We start from the raw sequence: 15728 nt of genomic DNA, 5'->3' as shown, positions 1-15728 counted from the left end.
GCAAACGCTCTCCTCCCGTCATTCCGGGGCGCGCGCCCCTTGCGCGCGAGCCCGGAATCCATAACCACGAACCTCAGTTGGTTATCCCGGGGTAGAGATCATCCCAGTTCGGGTTCTGCTCCTCGATCAGCCGCGGACGATGGACATAGTGGGCCATTCCATCCGCCTGTGGTTATGGATTCTCAGGTGCGCAATTGCGCACCATAGCTCGGCGCTTCGCGCCGCCCCGGAATGACAGCCGGACCCTCATTCCACCTTCCCCAGCCGCTCCATGTGCGGCTCGCCGTCTTCGTCGAGCGACCAGAAGATCCGCGTCACCTTGCCGACGAGATTGTCCATCGGGATGAATCCCATGGACGACGCCATGCGGCTATCGGTGGAATTGTCGCGGTTGTCGCCGAGCACGAAGAAATGGCCGGGAGGCACGGTGTAGACGTTCGTGTTGTCGAGAAAGCCGTTGTCGACGCAGTCGTAGGTTACATAAGACGCACCGCTCGGCAGCGTCTCGCGCCAGCGCTTGACCTTGAGGTCGCCTCCACAGGCGGTGCCGGCGAGCCCCATCTCGAGCGCGACGCGCGTCACCGGCCTGTCGTTCAGTAAGAGCTGCCCCTGCCGCATCTGGATGCGGTCGCCGGGCAGCCCGACCACGCGCTTGACGTAGTCGACCGAGGTGTCCTTCGGCGTCCGGAACACGACGATGTCGCCATATTCGGGCTCGGCGGCAAAGATGCGGCCCGAGATCCAGGACGGCGCGAAAGGAAACGAATAGCGGCCGTAGCCATAGGCATATTTCGCGGCGAACACATAGTCGCCGACCGTCAGCGTCGGCGACATCGAACCAGACGGGATGTTGAACGGCTGATACAGGAAGAAGCGAAACAGGAACGGCGGCGACCACAGCACCGGGATCAGCAGGATCAGCACGATGATCGCCTTCCATTCCCGCGATTGCGCACGCGAGGGCCGGATCGTTTCCTGAAGAATGGTCATGCGCCTGCCCTGATCGAACCGCAACTGGCACGAGATTACGCAACCTGTGGGCGCGCACAATCCCCTGCAATCTCCGAATTTGGTCGCGCCTTGCGCAGACTGCGTTCAACGAAGGGCCCTGGGCACCGACCCGCGGTCAGCGGTGCGAAAGATCCTTGAAGCAGTGCCGCACCCATTCGATGGTGAGCCGCGTCGCCGGATCGCGCTTCAGATGGTTCTGCACCAGCAGCCAGACATCGCGCCGCCTCGGCAGCAGCGTTGCGCGCAGGCTGCGGTCGGCGAGCAGCGCCCCGCAGCTATGTTCGGGCAGCACGCCGATAGCCTGATGCGACTGGATCATGATGCGGATGATGCGCACGTTGTCGGTGACGCAGCGCACGTTCTTCAGACGCTTCGCACGCAAAAACTGCGCTTCCGGGATCGCGTCGAGCTCGTCGGGATAGACACAGGCGACCGGCTCGCCGCCGCTGCGGTCCACGGGCTCGAAGAAATACAGCCTGACATCGGCGAGCTTGGAGATGGTGAAGTCGCCCTTCTCCGGCTTGCGCAAGCGGATGGCGAGGTCGGCCTGCCAGCGCGAGAACTTGACGTTGCCGCTAGAGGTCAGGAATTGCAGGGTCAGGCCGGGGTGATCGCGCAGGAACGCGCTTGCGTGCGGCGCCAGCAGCTCTTCGGCGACCGCATTGGTCGAGGCGATGCGCAGGCGGCCGACCGGACCGGGCTGGCTCTCGCCGATGCGGTCGATCGCCGCGACATGCGCGGCCATCGCGCTGACATGCTCGAGCACCGCCTCGCAATGCCGCGTCGGCCGGCGCAGGCCGTCCACCGCATCGAACAGCGGCACGCCGAGATTGCGCTGGATACGCGCGAGCCTGCGGCCGACCGTGGTCTCGTCGATGCGCAGCCGCGCGCTGGCGCCGGCATAGGTGCCCTCGTCCCTCACCGCGGCGATGATGCGCAGATCGTCCCAGTTCATCGCCGCGAGCCTAGCAGGCGGCGCTTCGCCCTGCAAATTTGCAGCCATATGCTGCAATAGTCCTGCACAATGGCAGGCCGTCGCCGCGCTAGTGTCACGCCATCCGATATTCGCAAGAAGGCCTGACCAGCATGACCGCTCCCAAAACCCTGCTCGAACTCGCCGGCGCCGATCTCAATCCGCCGAAACTCGGTGAGTCCTGCCTCGTGCTGATCGACATCCAGAACGAATATTGCGCCGGCCCGCTGGCCCTGCCCGATGCGAAGGTTGCGATCGCCGCGGCCGCCCGCCTGCTCGCCCGCGCGAGGGCGAGCGGCGCCGCGATCTTCCATGTCGCGCACAAGGGCCGCGCCGGCGGCCTGTTCGACCGCGAGGCCGAGCGCGGCGCGATCGTCGCCGACCTGACACCGCTCGCGGCCGAGCCGGTGATCGAGAAAGCGCTGCCGAACGCCTTCGCCGGCACCGATCTGCAGGCCCGATTGGCGGCGACCGGGCGCAAGAACATCGTGCTGGCGGGCTTCATGACCCATATGTGCGTCAGTTCGACAGCACGCGCGGCACTCGATCTCGGCTTGCGGACCACCATCGCGGCCGATGCCTGCGCCACGCGCGATCTGCCCGACGGGCGTGGCGGAGCACTCGCCGCAAGAACGGTTCACGAGGTCGCGCTCGCCGAGCTGTCAGACCGCTTCGCGATCATCGCGCATGGCGATGCGCTGACGTGACGGGAGCGCCGAGATGCTGCAACTCTATTTCTTTCCGATGGCCTGCTCGCTCGCCAGCCGTATCGCGCTGCTGGAGGCCGGCATCGAGGCGCAATATCACCTCGCCCATATCTGGACCAAGCAGGTCGTGGACGACGGCAGCGATTTCCGCGCCATTTCGCCGAAGGGCGCGGTGCCGGTCCTGGTCCTGGAGAACGGCGACCGGCTGACCGAGAGCGCGGCCGTGCTGCAATACATCGCCGACGTGAAGCCCGAGGCGGGCCTTGCACCGAGGTTCGGCGATCCAGACCGCTATCGCCTCCAGGAATGGCTGAGCTTCATCGGCGCCGAGATCCACAAGGCGTTCCTGTATCCGACCTTCTGGTACAAGGACGACGGCTCGCTCGCCAAGCCGCGTGCCAGGATCGCACAGACATTGTCGGTGCCCGCCATGCACTTGGCCAACCGCGAATTCCTCGTCGGCAACAGTTTCACCGTCGCTGATGCCCACCTCACCTGGGCCTTGCTGCTGCTCCGTCCCGCAGGCGTCGACATCGCGCAATGGCCGGCGTTGTCGTCCTATCTGGAGCGCATGCAGGCGCGGCCCGCCGTGCGGGAGGCGATTGCAACCGAGATGGCCCTGCGCAAGACGATGGCGGCTTGAGCGCGCCTCACTCCACCCGCGCCAGCACCGCGAGCTTGCGGATGCCCTTGTTGCGGTAGGCGTCGAGGAACGCGTAATAGTCCCTGAACGACACGCAGCCGTTGGAATCGCCGTTCGGCCCGAGCATGAAGGTGTGGGCGAGCAGGCCGTCGCGGCCGTAGATCGCGCTTTCGCCGCCGATCGGGGTCAGGCGCAGTGCCGGCACGCCGTGGAACAGCGCTTCGCGCGGCTTCAGCGTGTAGATGTGCGGCGGCGTCACGCCGCGCATGCGGGTGCGCTGGGAGCGCGGATCGTCGAGATTGGAGCCGAGGCCGGAATGCGCCTCGAGCTTGGTGCCGTCGGGCAGATACACCGTTTTGGCGGTGATGTCGTAGACCGCGGTGTCACGCTCATAGGGCGGCGCACCGCCGAACATCGGGTTCTGCTCCTTCGGCGCGATGGAAGCAGTCACGCTGGCATCGGCCGAGGCGTAGGCGAGCAGCCCGCCGGACGGCTCACGCTTGCCCCAGAGCTTCTCGACCATCGACTGGCGCGGACCGGTGATCGACATCACCGCGGCCTTGGCGCGATCGGCGAAGGATTTTGGTTTTGCCTCGGGCGCCGGCACGATCTCGGCCGGATCGGCCGAGGCCAGCTGCACCGACGCGTCAGCGCGCCTGGCCTTCGCAGTGTCCGCGTTCCTGGTCGAGGCCGGCTTCAGCGCTTCCGCGACCTTCGCGATCACGCCCGGCTTCGGCGCGTCCTTCGTTTCCTTGGCCTCGGCAACCTTGGTTGCAGGCGCGGCGCTCGCCGCATTCGATTCCACGCCCTGGGTCGCGGCCGCAGCAAAGCGCTCGTTGAACATCTCGCGCGAGATCGGGGCGGCCACCTGCAAACGGTCGGGCAACAGCGCGAAGGCTTCATTGATGGCCTCGCCCGCCTCGCGCAGCACGACCTTGGGCGCGCGCTTGATCACGGGTTCGTCGTAACCGATGCTGCCGACGGTCGGATAGACGCTGGCGCCGAGGATGTTGCTGTAGATGGCCCAGCCGGCGCCGAGCACGGCGCAGCCGATCGCCGCGGCGCCAAGCCAATTGGTGGTGGTCATTTTCCGGGAAGATTTCCGAGATGAATTCTTCGAGAATTTCTTGGACTTCCGTGCCGCGTTACTCTGCGCAGCGATACTCTTACTCATTCGCCTTGCGTCCAGGACGGTGTCACTCAGTCCCCCTTCGAAGTGCCGCTGCTGGTCACGGTCCGAAACCAGCATCTCGCAGGAGGTCGGAGCGTCATTAAGGCGACTTTTAGTTAAATGCGGATTAAGTTCGGGCGGATATGGGGCAACACGTTAAGGCCGTCCCATTTTGAGAAAAAAGCCCGCAGAACTACGGACTTAGACGACGTTGTTAACTATAATTCTCGGCCAGATCGGTGCGTTCAACGGACGTCTCCGGCCGCCTCTCTAAACGCACCCAACCTAGTCCTTTTCGTGGTCATCAAAGCCACCTGACCATAGCCGCGAAGCGTTGTGCGAGGCTGGTGGACCGTGCCGCTTTGGCCCCGCGCGATGCACCAGCGCTGGCTGATCCGAGCAACGACAACTGCACATCAGACACCGCGCCAAGCGCTCGCGCGGGCCAGGTGTGCTGACCGAAAGTTGATTGCGCCGGTCTGGAAAAGGCCGCAGCGACGAAATAGCTGCGAGAGCGGCACTTTTCAGCAGCCTCTGCGTGTGATACGGTACCGTATCAACATCGCCTTGAACTGTGCCGAGCACGCAAACGGAGGCTGGCATGAGAGGGATCGCGCGCGCCGGATGTTTCGCTCTGGCGTGGTCGTTGTTGTTGATGGGATACGCGGCCGCGCAGCCTGCCAATGCGGGTTGTACCGCCTCGCCATCCGCCGCCGGCACCCAGACCTGGCGCTGCGACAACGGCATCACCATCGTTGCGGAAAACGGCGCCCGATTTGAACTTAAGGACGCCAACCGCGACGGACATATAGACTCCGTGGAATTGAGCAACAAAGCCCTGCTGGTCGACGTGCCCAGGAAGCGCGGCGGCAATCCGTTCAAGGTGCTGACGCCGCAGGCGATTGCCGCGGTGCGCGGCACCAGATGGGCCGTCGACGTTGCTGAGGCCAAGACCTCGGTTTTCGTCGCTGACGGCCGGGTCGGCGTGACCCGCAGGGCGCGCGGTCGCGGCGTCGTGCTGGGCCCCGGCGAAGGCGTCGATGTCGAGGCGACCGGGCCACTGACCGTCAAGACATGGGGCCAGCCGCGCGTCGACGCGCTGATGGCGAGGCTCGGTCAGTAGGGCCCCGTCAGCAAGGTGCGGACAACGAGCTCTGGTTGGCAAAGCCCGAACAACAGGGAAGATTGCAGTACGGCGTAATGAATAGACGCGTTCAGATCCTGGTGGCACTCGTCCTCACCGCGCTGTGGGGCGCGGGCATCTATGCCGCTCACGCCAACGGCCACCTGCGCTTTCTCGACCGGCTCGAGGCGACGCTGACGGATTGGCGGACCCAGGTTCGCGGCGTGCAGGCCCCACCCGATCTCGTCACCATCGTCGCGATCGACGATACCGTCGTCAAACGCGGCGGCAGCTACCCGCTGCCGCGCGCCGATCTCGCCCGTGTCGTCGACACCATCGTGCAGTTCAAGCCGAAGGTGGTCGCGATCGACCTCTTGCTGGTCGACCGCAGTGCTGCGATCGGGGATGCCACGCTGGCCAACACGCTCGCCACCGGACCGATGATCCTCGCTGCCGCGGCGATCTTCCCGTCCGCCAGCGAGACCGTGGGACCCGGCAGCCACGGTCCCCTCGCCGTGCTGCCGCAGGCCGAGCGCTTCCTGCTGCCGCTGCCCGCCTTCGCCGATCACGCCGAGGTCGGCGTCGTCAACGTCGCCACGGGACAATCGGGCTCGCCGCTCTCGATGCCGATGCTGTTCCGGACCCGCGACAAGGTCGAGCTGTCATTTCCGCTGCGGGTCGCGAGCCGCGCGCTCGACAAGCCGCTGACGATCGCACCGGACCAGTTGATGCTCGGCGACCGCGCGGTGCCGACCGACACCGACTTCGCGCTGCCGATCACCTATTACGGCCCGCGCCGCACCATCCGCACCGTCAGCGCGCAGAGCATCTTCGACGGCACGCTCAATCGCGCGGCGATCGAAAACAGGATCGTCGTGATCGGCGCCTCGGTCGCCGGCGGCGGCGATTTCTTTCCGACGCCGTTCGATTCGCTCATGCCCGGCGTCGAGGTGATCTCCACCGCGATCACCCATCTCGTCGCCGGCGACGGCATCATGCGCAACCGCAAGGTTCACATCGTCGAAGCGCTCACCGCGATCCTGCTGCCGATGCTGCTGGTCGGCCTGCTCGCCTGGCGGCGCAGCGCGCTTGGCCTCGTCGCGGCAGCCGCGGTGATGATGGCCTGGGCCGGGCTGAACGTCTTCGCGTTTACGCATGGCGTCTGGCTGAACGCCGCGACCACGCTCGCGGCCACGGTGCCGCCGGTGGCGGTCTTTGCCGGCGTGCAGTTGTGGGCAGGAGGCCGCCGCACGCAATATCTCGCCGCGAAGAGCCGCTCGCTCGCGCAATTCCAGGCGCCGGCGATGCAGGAGTGGCTCGCGCGCGATCCCAATTTCCTGTCGAAGCCCGTCCGGCAGGACGCGGCCGTCGTCTTCATCGATCTCTCCGGCTTTACCGCGCTCAGCGAGCGGATCGATCCCGACGTGCTCCAGGACATGCTGAAGGCGTTTCACGCCCGGATCGACAAGGCAGCCGTCGATTGCGGCGGCATGATCACCGGCTTTCTCGGCGACGGCGCCATGATCCTGTTCGGACTGCCCGGCGCAATGCCAGACGACGCGGCGCGCGCGCTCAAATGCGCGATCGACCTGCATCGCAACGTCGAAGGCTGGATCGCGTCGCTGCCGTCCGCGCTCGGAAGCCAGATCGGCTTCAAGATCGGCGCGCATTTCGGCCCGATCATCGCCTCCCGTCTCGGCGAAAGCCACCAGCACATCACGGCGACGGGCGACACCGTCAACGTCGCGAGCCGGCTGATGGAGGTCGCCGCCCAGAACGAGGCGCGGCTCGCGCTGACCGATACCCTGCTGGATGCGGCCGATTTCCACGGCGCTCCCGACGGCATCCTGACAGGCCCCCTGCTGACACAGGTCCGCGGCCGCTCCGGCGTCGTCACCGTCTGGTTCTGGCGCGATCAGAACCGGCCGGACCAGGCTGCGGCCAGGGCCGAGATGATCGACTGAACCTCCGCTGTCATCCCCGCGAACGCGGGGATCCATAACCGCAGGGAGAAGTTTGGCGGAGACTGTTAGTGAGCAGGTATTGCCGCGGTATGGACACCTGCGCTCATGGAGAGATCACGCGGTATGGGTCCCTGCGTTCGCAGGGACTACGGTGTGGCGGCCGCGGGGACGACAAACAACTACCTTGCTTCCGGCGGCGGCGAGCGGTCCAGCACGTCGCCCCTGGCGCCTTCCAGGAGATTGATGCTGTAGGTCTCGACCACGAGCGGGCCGCGCTTGCGCTGCAATTGCGCAACTTGCGTCACCTGCGCAAAGAGATCGTCGAGGAAGGGATGGCCGCCCGGGCGCAGTTCGTCGAGATAGAGCAGCTTGCCGGAAAGCAGCTTCGGATCGGGCTCGCCCATATTGACCCAGCGGATGCGCTGGTTCTGCTGCGCCACGCAGGTGCCGCGCGGCAGATAGAAGGCGAGCCAGCCGGTGGTGCCGTAATCCGGCGCGAGGACGCAGCTCGCGCCAGTCCGGGCACGCACCGCTTCGATCTCCGCGGCGAGCTCGCGCCAGCCGACGCCGACGCTGCGCACGGTGGCATCGCGGCGATATCCGGACAGCCAGCCGGTATTGGCCTGCACGATCAGCGCGGCAAACATCACGATCCCGACCGGAGCGGCCCAGCGCAGGCAGAAATCCGCCAGGCGCCGCTGGCGCGGCTTCCACGGCACGAGGTTTGCCGCGGCCGCCGCCGCGACGACGAAGGGCGGATAGACCGGCGCGAACCAGTTGGCCTCGACACGCGCATGCAGCGAATGCCAGACGAAATAGACGACGATGGTCCAGAACATCGTCTCGATCAGCACACGCGAGGCCAGCGCGCCGGCCCGGTGCCAGGTCAGCGCATGCAGGCCCATCGCGCCGAGGATGAAGACGAGCGGGGTTGCGAACACGATCTGGGTCGGGATCAGCTCGGCGATGAAGACGGGACGGAAGTCTTCGATCCTGGCGCGTCCGAGCTGTTTTGCGAACGACACCCATTGATGATCCGAATTCCAGAGGATCACCGGTGAAAACAGCGCCAGCGCAACGAGGCCGCCGAGATAGGGCCAGGGCGAGAGAAACCAGTGCCGGAGTTTTGGCACGGCCACGAGCCAGATCAGGATCGCGGCGCCAAAGAACATCGCGGTGTATTTCGACAGCAGCGCCGCACCGACGGCCGCGCCGACGGCGAGCCACCAGATACCGCGGCCGGTCTCCAGCACTTTTGCGAGGAAGAACAGCACGAAGCTGGAGGCGACCAGCAGCGGCGCATCGGGCGTGACGATCAGCGTCCCGACCGAGGCCATCATCGTCACGTTGAGCAGGATGGCGCTGGTGGCCGCCACACGCGTGCCGCCGAACAGGATCGCAGCCGAGCGGTAGACCGCATAGCTCATCGGCAGCGCCAGCAGGATCGAGACCAGGCGGACGCCGAGCTCGGTGTCGCCGGCGATCATGGTGCCGGCGCGGATGACGTAGGCCACCATCGGCGGGTGGTCGTAGTAACCACCCGCGAGATTCTTCGACCACATCCAGTAATAGGCTTCGTCGAAGGTGATCGGCGTGAATGCGGCCGCAACCAGGCGCAAGCCGACCAGCGCGAGAATCGCCAGCGCGGTATTGCGGACGATCCGCGCGTCAGCTCCGCCCATCGTGCACTATTTCTTGCGCCAGACGAACAGTCCGGACATCGCGTAGTTCCACACCACGCCCATCAGTGCGCCGGCAAGGCCCGCCAGCCACCAGATCGGCTCCTGGTCGTAGACCGAGAAGGCGACGCCGACATTGGCGAACAGGCCGACGCTGCACACGATGTAGAAGGCGATCAGGCCGCGCAGCAGCGCAAAGCCCTTCAGCCGCTGATCGCGATAGGTGAGGAAGTTGTTGAGGATGAAATTGCTGGTCATGGCGACGATGGCGCCGGCGGCCTGCGCTTCCGCGAACGGCGCCTTGAACAGCTGAAGCGCGATGAACAGCGTGGTCAGGTGCACCACGAGACCGATGCCGCCGACCATCGCGAACAGGAGGAAGCGCAGCGAGACGATGTCGTTGGTCAGCTTGGCCAGCACGAGGCCAAGGAAGTCGAGCGCCACCATGGAATCGAGCTTGCTCTCGCCGTGCTGGCGGGCGCCGAAGGTGTAGGGAATCTCGACCGCCGGTAAGCTGCCGTGCGCGGTCGCGACGACGTCGAGCAGGATCTTGAAGCCGTGCACCGATAATTTCGGCGCAAGCTGCTCGAAACGGTCGCGGCGGATCATGAAGAAGCCGCTCATGGGATCGGCGATCTCGACCCGCAGCATCTTCCTTGCGACCTCGGTCGCCAGCGCGCTGGCGCCGGCGCGCTGCTTGTTGAAGCCTTCGCTCTTGTAGCCTTCGATGTAGCGGCTGCCGACCACGAGCTCGGCCTGCCCGCTCGCGAGCAGCGACAGCATCTTCGGAAGTTGCGTCTCGTCATGCTGGAGGTCGGCGTCGATGACGGCCGCATAAGGCGCGCTGGACGCCAGGATGCCCTCGATGCAGGCGCCCGACAGGCCGCGGCGGCCGATACGGCGGACACAGCGCACGCGGCTGTCGCGCCGGGCCAGCGCGCGCACGACGTCCCAGGTGCCATCAGGGGAGTTGTCGTCGACGAACACGACCTCCCAGGCGATGCCGGCAAGCACCGCCTCCAGCCGCCGGTACAGCACGGTGACGTTGTCACGCTCGTTGAAGGTCGGGACGATCACCGACAATTCCGGCGTCGGCAAACCCGCCTGCGGGGCCTGCGGCGCGTTCTCGGGGCCCGGTCTGATCGCTTCATTCATGACGGCAGCGTATATCCGCCGCGTCCTGCGCTGCCAAGCCGGGGATTTTCTCGGGAACGGCCGCAAAAGGGCCTAAAATGCCAACGACCCCGGAACGGCGGACCGCGCGTACATCCGGCGCGAGCCCAAGCTATTCCAAGGTCGTCCCAGCGCCGGAGTTGTCGCTCAACGTCGCCGTTAGGAGCTAGATAGGAACGGCAAAACCGTATTGCAAGGGGCCGCAAGCACCCTTTTTCCGGCCGCTGCCTAGTTCGGGACTTCCTTGATGACCGGGCCCCGCGGTGCGGGCGCGGCCGGCGCGGCGGGCGCGGCCGCAGAGGACGGCTCGGCTTTCGCCGGCTTGGGGGGCTTGCCGTACTGGCCGATCGGCCCGAAGACGACGGCGACCGCCAGCACGACCGCCGCGACGATCGCGCCCAAAATGCCACCCACCGACTCAGACGACATGGAAGCCCATCCCTGTTCCAGATGCGCCACTGATACCATGGATGCGCGCGCGGCCGGAAGGGCCGGGGGGCGAATAGCGAATGGTGAGTAGCGAATGAGGCAACCCGGCTTCTGCCCTACTCGCCATTCGCCACTCCCCATTCGCTACTTTGCTGGCGGCCTGTGCTTTACGAAGGCGGTCACGATGTCCTTCTGGGCCGACTCCACCGCCCTGTTCGCGGTGGCGAGATGGGCGCCGGAATCGATGTTCGGATATTGCGTGGTGAGGTAATCGAGCAGCGCGACGCGATAGTATTGCCGCTCCGACGGACAGGCGCCCGCGACCGAGCGGCTGAAATCCTGTTCCGACAGGCCCTGATTGCTGTCGCGGGAATACTCCCGCGCCAAACAATGCCAGTAATCGTCGCGGCCCTGTTGGGCGAGCTTCTGCGCGCCTTTCGCGTCGTCGTCATCCGCCATGGCCGAAGATATCATGGCAGCAGATGTCATCATGACAAGCGCGGCTCCCACCAACAGCATCCGCATTCTTGTTCTCCTTCTTCGCGGGTCTCGCCAGCGAGCTTAGACGGGACCGGCCAACTGGCCAATCACATCTGGTTTGATTAGGATGAGGTCCCTCCCCGTCGATGCGAGATCCTCCCGTGGCCAAAGCAAAAACCGCGTCCCAAAAGTCCGGCAACATCTTCATCGGCATCGGCGGCTGGACCTTCGAGCCGTGGCGCGGCGTGTTCTATCCGGAGAAGCTCACGCAGGCGAAGGAGCTGTCCTACGCCGCCTCGAAGCTGACCTCGATCGAGATCAACGGCACCTATTACGGCTCGCAGAAGCCGGAGAGCTTCCGCAAATGGGCAAGCGAAGTGCCCGACGGTTTCGTGTTCTCCGTGAAGGGGCCGCGCTTCGCCACCAACCGCCGCGTGCTCGGCGAAGCCGGCGATTCCATCAAACGGTTCTACGATTCCGGCGTACTGGAACTCGGCGACCATCTCGGGCCGGTGCTCTGGCAGTTTGCGCCGACCAAGAAATTCGACGGCGCCGATTTCGGCAAGTTCCTCGAGCTGCTACCCCGCAAGCTCGAGGGGCGCGCGCTGCGCCATGTCGTCGAGGTCCGCCATGACAGCTTTTGCTCGCCGGACTTCGTCGCGCTGATCCGCGAGTTCGAGACGCCCGTGGTGTTCGCCGAGCACGGCAAATATCCGGCAATCGCCGACGTCGCCGGCGACTTCGTCTATGCCCGGCTCCAGAAGGGCAATGACGAGATCAAGACCTGCTATCCGCCGAAGCAGCTCGATGCCTGGGCCAAGCGCTTTCAGGACTGGGCCGAGGGAAGTGAACCGGACGACCTGCCGAAGGTTGACAAGGCCAAGCCGAAGAAGGAGCCGCGAGACGTGTTCGCCTATGTCATTCACGAGGGCAAGGTGCGCGCCCCGCATGGCGCCATGGAACTGATCGCGCGGGTGAGCTGAGCTAGGCCATGACCTATGTTGCTCGCAATTAGGAGCATCAAAGCCTCTACACGTCATGGCCGGGCTTGTCCCGGCCATCCACGACTTGCCGCTTGGCACGAAGAACGTGGATGCCCGGGACAAGCCCGGGCATGACGACCTCCCGTGTCATAACCTGAGGTGTCCCATGGCAAAGGCCAAAAGGCTCTTCACCATCGGCTATGAGCAGACGCCGCCCAAGGCGGTTTTGGACGAGCTGGAGCAGGCCGGGGTCAAGCTCGTGGTCGACGTGCGCGCGGTGACGTCCTCGCGCCGGCCGGGCTTTTCCAAGAAGCAGCTCTCCGCAGGACTCGACGAGCGCGGCATCGCCTATGTCCACCTCGCCGCGCTCGGCACGCCCAAGGAGGGCCGCCTCGCTGCACGCAGCGGGCAATACGACGTGCTGGAGAAGATCTATTCAAAGCACCTGAAGACGCCGCAGGCGAGAGAAGAGATGGACGAGCTCTCGGCACTGGTGAAGAAGGCCGGCCCAGTCTGCCTGCTCTGCTACGAGCGCGACCACACCCACTGCCACCGCCAGATGATCGCGGAGATCATCCAGGAGCGCGATGGCGTGGCGGTGAAGAACCTGGCGGGGCGGCAGGTGTAGTTCTCTCGTCATTCCGGGGCGCGACGAAGTCGCGAACTACGGTGCGCAATTGCGCACCTGAGAATCCATCGAGCGGCAGAGTCGGTGGATGAATGGATTCCGGGCTCAGCGCTTTGCGCTGCCCCGGAATGACGAGCGGAGAGAGCTCAGCCCTCCCCTGCCAGCTCGAACGTCCCTTCCATCATCTGCACGCAATGGCCACCGACATAGGCATCGAGAAGAGCACCGCCTTCCTTCTCCACTGTGGTCCGCAGGATGCTCGGCCGGCCCATGTCGAAGCCCTGACCGACGGTGAGCTTCAGCTCCCCGTCGCGCAAGGGATCGAGCTCGGCGAGCAGAGCGGCCGCGGCGACCGTTGCGCTGCCGGTGGCGGGATCCTCGGCGAAACCACTGGCGCCGGGCATGAACATCCGCGCCTGGAGGTCGCAACCTGCCTCCGCAGAGGAAATGTCGCGCGTGTAGAAATACACCGCGAACGCGCCGCCGCGCGGCAGTATCCGGCCGAACGCCGCAGCATCCGATCTCGCCCGCCTCAGGGCATCGCGCGAATGCAGCTCCGCGACCACGAACGGCGTTCCGACGCCGACGACCTCAGGCTCATGGCGATCGGTCCTGATGTCGTCCGCGGTCAATGAGATGCACGCGGCGACCTCGGCGGCGGACAGCTTTGCGAGGCGCGCCAGTGGCTGCGGCGCGGTCAGCTCGGCGCCGATGACCTTGCCCTGCTCCCGCCAGATCTCGACCGGCACGATCCCGGCTTTCTCCTCGAACAACAACCGCGGCCAGGGCTCGTTGCTGCGCCGGGCCAGCACGAAGCCGGTACCGACATTCGGATGACCCGCGAAGGGCAGCTCGCGCACCGGCGTGAAGATGCGAACCTCCGCATCGTGACCGGGATTTTGCGGCCGCAGCACGAAGGTCGTTTCGGAATAGTTGAACTCGGTCGCGATCGACCGCATCTGCGCAGTGGACAGTCCCTCGGCATCGAGCACCACGGCGAGCTGATTGCCGCCGAAAGCGCGGTCGGTGAACACGTCGACGGTGACGTAGCGGCGCTGCATCTTCACTTCCTCATGCAAGTCGCGGCCGCAACCGGCCGCATCGCGCACCAGTCTACAAGCCGTCGACATCGCTCGTCATGCCCCAAAATTCGGAGCACTCGGAGCAATCGCGAGAAGAAAGAGTCAGAAGCGGAAGAGCTGTTTCGGCGATGCGAGCACCTGTGCGCGCTCGCCGTCATCTGTGATCAGCGCATCGAGAAACTGCCGGTTCTTCGCGTAGGACTGCGACGCCTCGAACTGCGTGTGCGGCCAGTCGCTGCCCCACAGCAGGCGATCGAGGCAGCAGGGCCGCTGCACCTTCATGCAGCGGGCACACGGGATGCTCGAGATTCCGGGCTCGCCCTTTGGGCGCCCCGGAATGACGGAAAACGCGACGCCCTACCCCAGCTGAAATACCGCCACCGGCCGCTCATAGCCGCGCACCTCGACCTCGCCGAGCGCGACGGCATCGTCGCCATCATCACCCAGCGCTTCGCGGACGGACGCGGAGATCAGGAGCTGCGAGCCGAAGTCCTTGTTCAGCGCCTCGAGCCGCGAGGCGAAATTCACGGTGTCGCCGATCACCGTGTATTCCTTGCGCCGGGGCGAGCCGATATTGCCGGCGACGACCTCGCCGAAATGGATGCCGATACCGATCCGCAGCGGCCAGCTCGTCTGCGCGTTGATGCGGTCCATCGCGGCCAGCATCTCGCGGCCAGCGGCGACGGCGCGGTGCGCGGCGTCTGAGGCTTCCAGCGGCGCGCCGAACAGCGCGAGAAAGCCGTCGCCGAGAAACTTGTTCACGATCCCACCATGACGGTCGAGGATGTCGACCAGCACGGCGAAGGCACCGTCGAGCCGGTCGACCACCTCCTGCGGGGTGCGCGTCTGCGCGCCGGCGGTGAAGCCACGGAAATCGACGAACATCACGGCAACGCGGCGGAGATCGCCGCTTGCGCTCGTTCCGGCCGTCATCAGCCGCTCCACCACCTGCGGGGAGACGTGCTGGCCGAACAGATTGGTCACCCGGTCCCGCGCGGTGGCGGCCGCGATGCTCGCGGCGAACTGGCGGCGGAGCTGCGCGCCGACAGCGCCCGCAAGCACGCCGCAGACCAGGATGACCGTGCTGCGCACTGCGTGGAAGTAGATCAGGGGTTCGCCCGTGTCGCTGGCTGAATTGTAATACAGCGCGACGGCCAAGAGTTCGGCTGCGGCGACAAATCCCGTGAAAGTGGACAGCCAGAAATCGAGCCGCAGCGTCGAAAGAATGATGAAGATGAAATAGACCAGTGGCAACACGAAGCCGAGCGCCTGGCTCGCGCCCATGCTGCGGATTTGTAGGATCAGAATCAGCGTCGGCAGCGACGTCTCGATAAATGCGCCGACATAGCGCCTGATGACCGGCAGGTCGCGATCGAGCTTGAGGTTTCGCCTGATCTGGCTGTGGACCCAGACCTCGAAGAGCAGGAAGCCCGCCAAGAGGGCGTATTCGTGGACCACGCCCTCCGTCCCGCGCCAGATCCGGTTCACGATGGCGGGATCGATCACGAAGGTTGCTGTGAGCAAGACGATCATGACGCAGCCCGTCATGATCAGCGCACGCACCCGCAGCAGCTCGGTGCGCAGCACCTCGCGGGTCAGCTCACGCTCGAAATCCTCCGATAGCACGGCGTGCTGCCGCGTCTTCCTGCTCGCAAATTTCGCCATTCCACCCCTCGATTCCG

Annotated in this window: 15 protein-coding genes and 1 pseudogene; 6 read left to right on the top strand and 10 right to left on the bottom strand. The window is 65.5% G+C overall.

The window, feature by feature from the left end:
• Positions 1 to 246: 246 nt before the first annotated feature.
• Together lepB and GPL20_RS27265 are read right to left on the bottom strand one after the other, a co-directional pair.
• Positions 247 to 990 carry a signal peptidase I gene (gene lepB, locus GPL20_RS27270; RefSeq protein WP_157333455.1) on the bottom strand — a complete coding sequence of 248 codons (744 nt, stop codon included), beginning with the start codon at positions 988 to 990 and terminating at the stop codon, positions 247 to 249.
• 136 nt (positions 991 to 1126) lie between these two features.
• On the bottom strand, positions 1127 to 1966 hold the full coding sequence (locus tag GPL20_RS27265) for a LysR family transcriptional regulator (protein WP_157333571.1): 840 nt from the start codon (positions 1964 to 1966) through the stop codon (positions 1127 to 1129).
• A 131-nt stretch (positions 1967 to 2097) separates the two neighbouring features.
• Here GPL20_RS27265 and GPL20_RS27260 point away from each other — a divergent pair, with 131 nt between their 5' ends.
• Positions 2098 to 2691 carry a cysteine hydrolase family protein gene (locus GPL20_RS27260; protein ID WP_157333453.1) on the top strand — a complete coding sequence of 198 codons (594 nt, stop codon included), beginning with the start codon at positions 2098 to 2100 and terminating at the stop codon, positions 2689 to 2691.
• 13 nt (positions 2692 to 2704) lie between these two features.
• Positions 2705 to 3334, top strand: coding sequence for a glutathione S-transferase N-terminal domain-containing protein (locus GPL20_RS27255; protein ID WP_157333451.1), 630 nt, complete (start codon positions 2705 to 2707; stop codon positions 3332 to 3334).
• Between the two features lie 7 nt (positions 3335 to 3341).
• Here the strand turns inward: GPL20_RS27255 and GPL20_RS27250 are convergent, their stop codons facing one another.
• Positions 3342 to 4421: a DUF2778 domain-containing protein gene (locus GPL20_RS27250; protein WP_167533233.1), complete on the bottom strand. Its 1080-nt coding sequence runs from the start codon at positions 4419 to 4421 to the stop codon at positions 3342 to 3344.
• Between the two features lie 685 nt (positions 4422 to 5106).
• Between GPL20_RS27250 and GPL20_RS27245 the strand changes: the two genes are divergently transcribed.
• Positions 5107 to 5628: a FecR domain-containing protein gene (locus GPL20_RS27245; RefSeq protein WP_157333447.1), complete on the top strand. Its 522-nt coding sequence runs from the start codon at positions 5107 to 5109 to the stop codon at positions 5626 to 5628.
• A 77-nt stretch (positions 5629 to 5705) separates the two neighbouring features.
• Positions 5706 to 7592: a CHASE2 domain-containing protein gene (locus tag GPL20_RS27240; RefSeq protein WP_157333445.1), complete on the top strand. Its 1887-nt coding sequence runs from the start codon at positions 5706 to 5708 to the stop codon at positions 7590 to 7592.
• Positions 7593 to 7771: 179 nt separating this feature from the next.
• Here the strand turns inward: GPL20_RS27240 and GPL20_RS27235 are convergent, their stop codons facing one another.
• The 4 genes from GPL20_RS27235 to GPL20_RS27220 all read right to left on the bottom strand — a co-directional run bounded on the left by GPL20_RS27235 (position 7772) and on the right by GPL20_RS27220 (position 11398).
• Positions 7772 to 9274 (bottom strand): glycosyltransferase family 39 protein, encoded by a 1503-nt coding sequence (locus tag GPL20_RS27235; protein WP_157333443.1) that lies wholly within the window; start codon positions 9272 to 9274, stop codon positions 7772 to 7774.
• Positions 9275 to 9280: 6 nt separating this feature from the next.
• On the bottom strand, positions 9281 to 10426 hold the full coding sequence (locus GPL20_RS27230) for a glycosyltransferase family 2 protein (protein ID WP_157333441.1): 1146 nt from the start codon (positions 10424 to 10426) through the stop codon (positions 9281 to 9283).
• A gap of 246 nt (positions 10427 to 10672) precedes the next feature.
• A complete protein-coding gene (locus GPL20_RS27225; protein WP_157333439.1) occupies positions 10673 to 10873 on the bottom strand; it encodes a hypothetical protein in 201 nt (66 codons plus the stop codon).
• 144 nt (positions 10874 to 11017) lie between these two features.
• Complete coding sequence (locus GPL20_RS27220) at positions 11018 to 11398, bottom strand: hypothetical protein (protein WP_157333437.1); 381 nt, start codon at positions 11396 to 11398, stop codon at positions 11018 to 11020.
• Between the two features lie 101 nt (positions 11399 to 11499).
• Here GPL20_RS27220 and GPL20_RS27215 point away from each other — a divergent pair, with 101 nt between their 5' ends.
• The gene (locus tag GPL20_RS27215) at positions 11500 to 12336 is read left to right on the top strand and encodes a DUF72 domain-containing protein (protein WP_157333435.1); all 837 of its coding nucleotides are present in this window, start codon (positions 11500 to 11502) and stop codon (positions 12334 to 12336) included.
• Positions 12337 to 12502: 166 nt separating this feature from the next.
• Positions 12503 to 12964, top strand: coding sequence for a DUF488 domain-containing protein (locus GPL20_RS27210; RefSeq protein WP_157333433.1), 462 nt, complete (start codon positions 12503 to 12505; stop codon positions 12962 to 12964).
• Positions 12965 to 13110: 146 nt separating this feature from the next.
• Here GPL20_RS27210 and GPL20_RS27205 read toward each other — a convergent pair whose 3' ends face one another.
• The 3 genes and pseudogenes from GPL20_RS27205 to GPL20_RS27195 all read right to left on the bottom strand — a co-directional run bounded on the left by GPL20_RS27205 (position 13111) and on the right by GPL20_RS27195 (position 15711).
• Positions 13111 to 14025 carry a PhzF family phenazine biosynthesis protein gene (locus GPL20_RS27205; protein ID WP_157333431.1) on the bottom strand — a complete coding sequence of 305 codons (915 nt, stop codon included), beginning with the start codon at positions 14023 to 14025 and terminating at the stop codon, positions 13111 to 13113.
• A gap of 123 nt (positions 14026 to 14148) precedes the next feature.
• Positions 14149 to 14304, bottom strand: a pseudogene (locus tag GPL20_RS27200) (amidohydrolase family protein); the annotation flags it as partial.
• A gap of 99 nt (positions 14305 to 14403) precedes the next feature.
• On the bottom strand, positions 14404 to 15711 hold the full coding sequence (locus tag GPL20_RS27195; RefSeq protein ID WP_157333429.1) for an adenylate/guanylate cyclase domain-containing protein: 1308 nt from the start codon (positions 15709 to 15711) through the stop codon (positions 14404 to 14406).
• Positions 15712 to 15728: the final 17 nt, after the last annotated feature.

The organism is Bradyrhizobium cajani (assembly GCF_009759665.1).
Taxonomy (GTDB): Bacteria; Pseudomonadota; Alphaproteobacteria; order Rhizobiales; family Xanthobacteraceae; genus Bradyrhizobium; species Bradyrhizobium cajani.
This window is presented reverse-complemented; position numbering and strand designations above follow the sequence as displayed.

Coding starts and splice junctions, on each gene's coding strand:
- lepB (WP_157333455.1), bottom strand. CDS start 990: ATGACCATTCTTCAGGAAACGATCCGGCCCTCGCGTGCGCAATCGCGG.
- GPL20_RS27265 (WP_157333571.1), bottom strand. CDS start 1,966: ATGAACTGGGACGATCTGCGCATCATCGCCGCGGTGAGGGACGAGGGC.
- GPL20_RS27260 (WP_157333453.1), top strand. CDS start 2,098: ATGACCGCTCCCAAAACCCTGCTCGAACTCGCCGGCGCCGATCTCAAT.
- GPL20_RS27255 (WP_157333451.1), top strand. CDS start 2,705: ATGCTGCAACTCTATTTCTTTCCGATGGCCTGCTCGCTCGCCAGCCGT.
- GPL20_RS27250 (WP_167533233.1), bottom strand. CDS start 4,421: ATGACCACCACCAATTGGCTTGGCGCCGCGGCGATCGGCTGCGCCGTG.
- GPL20_RS27245 (WP_157333447.1), top strand. CDS start 5,107: ATGAGAGGGATCGCGCGCGCCGGATGTTTCGCTCTGGCGTGGTCGTTG.
- GPL20_RS27240 (WP_157333445.1), top strand. CDS start 5,706: ATGAATAGACGCGTTCAGATCCTGGTGGCACTCGTCCTCACCGCGCTG.
- GPL20_RS27235 (WP_157333443.1), bottom strand. CDS start 9,274: ATGGGCGGAGCTGACGCGCGGATCGTCCGCAATACCGCGCTGGCGATT.
- GPL20_RS27230 (WP_157333441.1), bottom strand. CDS start 10,426: ATGAATGAAGCGATCAGACCGGGCCCCGAGAACGCGCCGCAGGCCCCG.
- GPL20_RS27225 (WP_157333439.1), bottom strand. CDS start 10,873: ATGTCGTCTGAGTCGGTGGGTGGCATTTTGGGCGCGATCGTCGCGGCG.
- GPL20_RS27220 (WP_157333437.1), bottom strand. CDS start 11,398: ATGCGGATGCTGTTGGTGGGAGCCGCGCTTGTCATGATGACATCTGCT.
- GPL20_RS27215 (WP_157333435.1), top strand. CDS start 11,500: ATGCGAGATCCTCCCGTGGCCAAAGCAAAAACCGCGTCCCAAAAGTCC.
- GPL20_RS27210 (WP_157333433.1), top strand. CDS start 12,503: ATGGCAAAGGCCAAAAGGCTCTTCACCATCGGCTATGAGCAGACGCCG.
- GPL20_RS27205 (WP_157333431.1), bottom strand. CDS start 14,025: ATGCAGCGCCGCTACGTCACCGTCGACGTGTTCACCGACCGCGCTTTC.
- GPL20_RS27195 (WP_157333429.1), bottom strand. CDS start 15,711: ATGGCGAAATTTGCGAGCAGGAAGACGCGGCAGCACGCCGTGCTATCG.